The organism is Streptomyces sp. (genome assembly GCF_036566765.1).
Lineage (GTDB): Bacteria > Actinomycetota > Actinomycetes > Streptomycetales > Streptomycetaceae > Streptomyces.
Genome location: NZ_DATCVQ010000264.1, coordinates 1 through 4,950, shown reverse-complemented (window position 1 = coordinate 4,950; position 4,950 = coordinate 1). Strand labels below are relative to the sequence as shown.

At 71.3% G+C, this 4,950-nt stretch carries 5 protein-coding genes and 2 pseudogenes; 1 reads left to right on the top strand and 6 read right to left on the bottom strand.

What is annotated here, in order from left to right:
* The 6 genes and pseudogenes from VIU94_RS14880 to VIU94_RS14855 form a co-directional block, all read right to left on the bottom strand.
* Positions 1-673 (bottom strand): annotated as a pseudogene (locus tag VIU94_RS14880) (two-component sensor histidine kinase); the annotation flags it as partial.
* 3 nt (positions 674-676) lie between these two features.
* A complete protein-coding gene (locus VIU94_RS14875) occupies positions 677-1,414 on the bottom strand; it encodes a response regulator transcription factor (protein ID WP_331911593.1) in 738 nt (245 codons plus the stop codon).
* Between the two features lie 40 nt (positions 1,415-1,454).
* Positions 1,455-2,357: an amidohydrolase family protein gene (locus tag VIU94_RS14870; protein ID WP_331911591.1), complete on the bottom strand. Its 903-nt coding sequence runs from the start codon at positions 2,355-2,357 to the stop codon at positions 1,455-1,457.
* Complete coding sequence (locus tag VIU94_RS14865; RefSeq protein WP_331911589.1) at positions 2,354-2,698, bottom strand: antibiotic biosynthesis monooxygenase family protein; 345 nt, start codon at positions 2,696-2,698, stop codon at positions 2,354-2,356. Before VIU94_RS14865 ends, VIU94_RS14870 begins: the two co-directional genes overlap by 4 nt.
* A gap of 87 nt (positions 2,699-2,785) precedes the next feature.
* The gene (locus VIU94_RS14860; RefSeq protein ID WP_331911587.1) at positions 2,786-3,640 is read right to left on the bottom strand and encodes a DUF2797 domain-containing protein; all 855 of its coding nucleotides are present in this window, start codon (positions 3,638-3,640) and stop codon (positions 2,786-2,788) included.
* A gap of 372 nt (positions 3,641-4,012) precedes the next feature.
* Positions 4,013-4,375 carry a YrdB family protein gene (locus VIU94_RS14855; protein WP_331911585.1) on the bottom strand — a complete coding sequence of 121 codons (363 nt, stop codon included), beginning with the start codon at positions 4,373-4,375 and terminating at the stop codon, positions 4,013-4,015.
* Positions 4,376-4,726: 351 nt separating this feature from the next.
* Between VIU94_RS14855 and VIU94_RS14850 the strand changes: the two are divergent.
* A pseudogene (locus VIU94_RS14850) lies at positions 4,727-4,950 on the top strand (hypothetical protein); the annotation flags it as partial.

Genomic DNA, 4,950 nt, shown 5'->3' with positions numbered 1-4,950 from the left:
CGGCGACCCGGCGCAGCGGCCGCAGCGCGATCCGGACGAGCAGCGTCCCGGCGAGGGAGGCGGCGACCAGGCCCGCGCCGGTCACGCTCAGCTCGACCACGACCAGCGTGGACAGGGCGTCCTGGACTTCGGCGAGCGGGGTGCCCACCAAGAATTCGCCGTGCCCCCCGAGGGCGTACTGGATCCGGTAGTCGCCGAGCCCGGGTAGCTCGATGGTGTGCGGCGAGCCGTCGCGCGGTACGTCGGCGAGGGCGGCGCGCTGCGCCTCGTCCAGGGAGCGGATCTTGGTCCGGAGCCCGTTCGCCTCGTCCGCTATCTCCGTGGAGACCGCGGACTCGCCGAGTTCGCCGTCCACGAGCACCCCGCTGACCGTGCCGAGCGGGGAGCCGGGGCCGCTGAGGAAGCGCAGGCTGTCGGGCTGGACCAGGTTCGGTCCGCGCGAGGGCTCCAGCGCCCCGGGCGGCGGCCCAGCTGCCCGGTTCGCCACGTTCCGCAGCTGGCCGTCGGCCTGCTCGTACAGGTACGAACGGAACGCGATCGTCGTCACCGTCCCGATGACGGCGGCGACGACGGCGATCAGGGCGACGGCGGAGACGACGAGCCGGGTCCGCAGCGACCAGGGCCGGCTCCGCCAGACGGACAGGGTGCTCCGCGCGCGCAGGGTGCTCCGCACCGGCTACTCCGCGGGCTTGATCAGATACCCGGCCCCGCGCCGGGTGTGGATCATCGGGGTCCGGCCGGCGTCGATCTTCCGGCGGAGGTACGAGATGTACAGCTCGACCACGTTGGCCTGGCCGCCGAAGTCGTACGACCAGACCCGGTCGAGGATCTGCGCCTTGCTGAGCACCCGGCGGGGATTGCGCATCAGGTACCGCAGCAGCTCGAACTCGGTCGCCGTCAGGTGGATCGGCTCGCCGCCGCGCGTCACGTCGTGGCTGTCCTCGTCCAGCCGGAGGTCCCCGACCGTGAGGACGGAGTCGTCGCGGGCCGCGGCCGCGCCCGAGCGGCGGATCAGGCCGCGCAGCCGGGCCACGACCTCCTCCAGGCTGAACGGCTTGGTGACGTAGTCGTCGCCGCCGGCCGTCAGACCGGCGATCCGGTCCTCCACCGCGTCCTTCGCGGTGAGGAACAGCACGGGGACATCGGGCAGTTCGCGACGCAGCAGGCCGAGCACGGCCAGCCCGTTCATGTCCGGCAGCATCACGTCGAGCAGCACCGCGTCCGGCCGGAACTCGCGGGCCATGCGGAGCGCCGACGCGCCGTCGCCGACGCTGTGCACCTCCCAGCCCTCGTACCGCAGCGCCATGGAGAGCAGTTCGGTGAGCGACGCCTCGTCGTCGACGACGAGCACGCGTACGGCGGTACCGTCGGGTCTGAGCATGTCGGTTCGCCCCCGGGGCGTGGTGGTGGTCATGGGACCACGCTCGGGCGAGGTGCTGAGAGCGCCCTTGGCGCTATCTGTGAATTCCCTGAGAATGCGGCGGAAGCGGAAGCCCGAACAGACGCGCGGCGTTGCCGTGGCAGACCCCGCGCAGCCAGTCGTCCCCCAGGTCGAGGCGGGCCAGGGCGTCCAGCTGATGCCCGTACGGATAGGGGATGTTCGGGAAGTCGGAACCGAGCAGGATCCGCTCCCCGAGGTCCAGCAGCCGCTTGCGCTCCGCCTCGGGGAAGGGCGCGAGCCGTTCGCTGAAGTCCGTGAAGGCCATGGTGGTGTCCAGGTGGACGCCCTCGTACCGCTCGGCGAGGCCGAGGAAGTCGGCGTACTCCGGCATCCCCATGTGCGCGACGATCAGCCGCAGCCGGGGATGCCGGGCGAGCAGCCGCTCCACGGGGTCCGGCCCGGTGAAACGGCCGGGGGCGGGCCCGGAGCCGCAGTGGACCACGACGGGGGTGAGGCTGTCGGCGAGCACACCCCAGACGTCATCGAGCAACGGATCATTCGGATCGAAACCACCGACCTGGAGATGCACCTTGAAGACGCGCGCCCCGGCGTCGATCGCGTCGCGGACGTACTCGCGTACGCCGGGCTCGGGAAAGAGCGTGGCGGTGTGCAGACAGTCGGGCGTCCGCGCCGCGAACCCGGCGGCCCAGTCGTTGAGCCAGCGGCCCATGCCGGGCTTGTGCGGGTACAGCATCGCGGTGAAGGCGAGCACCCCGAACCCGCGCAGCAGCTCGACCCGGCGGTCCTCCTCCTCGCGGTACTCGATGGGCCACGCGTGCCCGGTGAGCGGCCCGACGGAGTCGAAGTACGCCCACACCTTGTCGAGCACGTTCTGCGGCATGAAGTGCGTGTGCACGTCGACGAGGCCAGGGAGCCCAAGGAGGTGGGCGAAGTCCCCGGGGTCGGTGCTGCTCACTGCGGCGACTCGCGATCGAAGGCGTACGCCTGCTCGACCCGCCCGATGTGGACGCTGTACCGCTCGTACCAGTGCTCCCGCCCGCGCCGCTTGGCGGCCCGGTGCTCGGCGTCGTCGCGCCACGCGGTCAGCGATTCCAGGTCACTGAAGTACGCGACGGTGATGGCGATGCCGCCGGGGGTGCGGGCGGACTCGTACCCGAGGAAGCCGGGGACGGCCTGGACGATCTCCTTCATCCGGTCGAGGGTCTCGCCGTACCCCTCGAGGTCGTCGGGCCGGACGGAGGTGAAGACAGCGGTGTAGTAGGGCGGTTCGAGCCCCGAAACGAGTGTCTGGGTCATGTGGATCACCTTCGGCCGGGGGTGGCAGCGGTGTCCAGAAGCCGAGGCCAAAGGGATCCAAGCCTTTACTCGCCACGCGGGGCCGTATCAGAACAACCCACCCTGCTCACCCACGGAACTCCGCAGTACGGGCACGGTGACAGGGGCGTCGGCGGGCGCGGGCGCGAGCTCCCACCCGCTCAGGAGGCGGGTGTCGAGCGCGAGGCAGCGCCCGTCGGCGGCGAGCAGGTGCAGGTCGGGCCCGGCGGCGGCGCACAGCCGCCCGGCGACCGTGCCGCCGTCGACGAGCTCGGCGACGGTCCCGGAGAGCGCGGGCAGCCCGTCGAGCCGGAACGCGTCCCCGTGGTCGTACGCGGCGAACTCCACCGGCTCCAGGGTCTCGGCCCACCCCGGCAGACCGACCGCGCTCCGGTACAGCGCCTCGATCTCGCGGGCGCGCACGTCGGCCCCGGGCAGCGCGTGCCGGACCTCCCGCTTGCGGGCGTACGGGATGCGGTCGGGCACCTTGAGCGCGTGCCGCAACAGCTCCTCGGTCCGCCGAGCGGCCATCAGCGGCCCCCGCCCGAGCCAGCAGAACGCCACGGCCCCCTGCTCCAGAAGCCGAGCGGGCCCGCGCGCCTCGGCGGTGATCCCCACCTTGATCATCCCGACCCCGAACCAGGCGAGGTACACGCGGTACGTGCGGGGGTCGTCGGCGATCGTGTCGGCGGCGACGGAATGAGCCCGCTCCAGCCGCGCACACTCGGCGCACCGCCCCCCGGTACTCCGCCCGGACACACCGGCACCCGCGGCACAGGGATTCCCCCGAGCCCCGACGCAGCCGCGCTCCCCCAAGGCCCGAAACCCGATGTCCTGCCCATAGGCAAGCCGCGAGACCCGACCCCCCTCCCACCGAAGCAGAGGCGCCCCGCCGTCCCACCGCATCCCGACGCACCGCCACATCCGGACACCTCCTCGAAACGCAAGAGACCCCGGACTCTCGTCCGGGGCCTCTTGTTCACTGTGCACTCGGCAGGATTCGAACCTGCAACCTTCTGATCCGTAGGCGCGTGCTGCCCCTGTGAGCAGTCCGATCGGCCCGGAAAGGCACCCGGCCAGTGAGCCTACCGGTGCGGAGTTCCGTCCACGGGTGTCCGCTGGTGTAGGCCGACGTCGATGTCAGGAACCGATGTCAGGGCACCTCTCACCGCAGGCCACTTGGCCGCCTCGGGCGGGCTTCTCGCCCCTCACCGGCGAGCACCTCGCGCAGTACGTCGGCGCCTGACGGAGCCACGACGGACCGGAGCCACTCAGCTGCGCCCCGGTCCGTCGTGCTCAGCGCTGCATCAGGGCGCTCCGGTCCAGCGTCGCGAGCACGGTGTTGACCGTCACCACGACCGCGAACACCGCCGCCCACCCGTGCCGCCCAAGGGCGTACAAGGCCAGTGCCGCCGCGCCGAAGACCAGCGCCTTCACGGCCAGCACCCCTGCCAGGGGCAGGGCTATCTCGGCCTTCGGCGAGGCGAACAGCCCCCAGAGGACCGCCGCCGTCAGCGGAGCGCCGACGGCGGCGAGCAGCCGCAGCGCCGTGTTCTCCGAGCACTGCCATCCCCACCAGGCGAGCAGCGCCAGAGCGGCCAGTTCCAGGAGGAACGCCAGTCCCTCGTTGACCCAGTGCAGGGGGCCGGGCAGTGTCATGCGGGCGCCGTCCTTCGTCTCGGATGCGAAGGGGCCATGATCACAGAATCAGGTGAACGGGTGACGTCCTCCGGTCGCCCGCGACCGGGCTGGGCTCAGCGAGCAATCCGTGTCACCTGCTGATGCCAGAAGCCCCCCGGGATGATCCCGGGGGGCTTCTGAACTGTGTGCACTCGGCAGGATTCGAACCTGCAACCTTCTGATCCGTAGCTCTAGCCGGAACGGTCAGTGATGGCCATTCCGGCCGCTACGGGGCCCGGAAGGGACGCTACCGGACGGGGGCGGTTACTAGGGTTGCGGTACCTGGCTGCTGTACCGCACGCTCCAACGGGGGTGACCATGGAACGGCATGTGCTGGAATCGCTGTTGGTCGGTGATGACGAGGCGTCCGTGGTAGCTCTGGCTGCCCTCCGCAGCGGCGCCCCCTACTCGGTGGAGGAGCGGGTACAACCCACTGGTGCGCATGCCGGAGTCTTCAGTCGCCGACTTCAGCGCATGCGGATGCGCGGATTCGAACCCCTTGGCCTGGAGCGAGCAGTGCAGCTCATCCGCGAACATGACCGGCCAGTGCGCGC

Coding starts and splice junctions, on each gene's coding strand:
- VIU94_RS14860 (WP_331911587.1), bottom strand. CDS start 3,640: ATGTGGCGGTGCGTCGGGATGCGGTGGGACGGCGGGGCGCCTCTGCTT.
- VIU94_RS14855 (WP_331911585.1), bottom strand. CDS start 4,375: ATGACACTGCCCGGCCCCCTGCACTGGGTCAACGAGGGACTGGCGTTC.
- VIU94_RS14865 (WP_331911589.1), bottom strand. CDS start 2,698: ATGACCCAGACACTCGTTTCGGGGCTCGAACCGCCCTACTACACCGCT.
- VIU94_RS14875 (WP_331911593.1), bottom strand. CDS start 1,414: ATGACCACCACCACGCCCCGGGGGCGAACCGACATGCTCAGACCCGAC.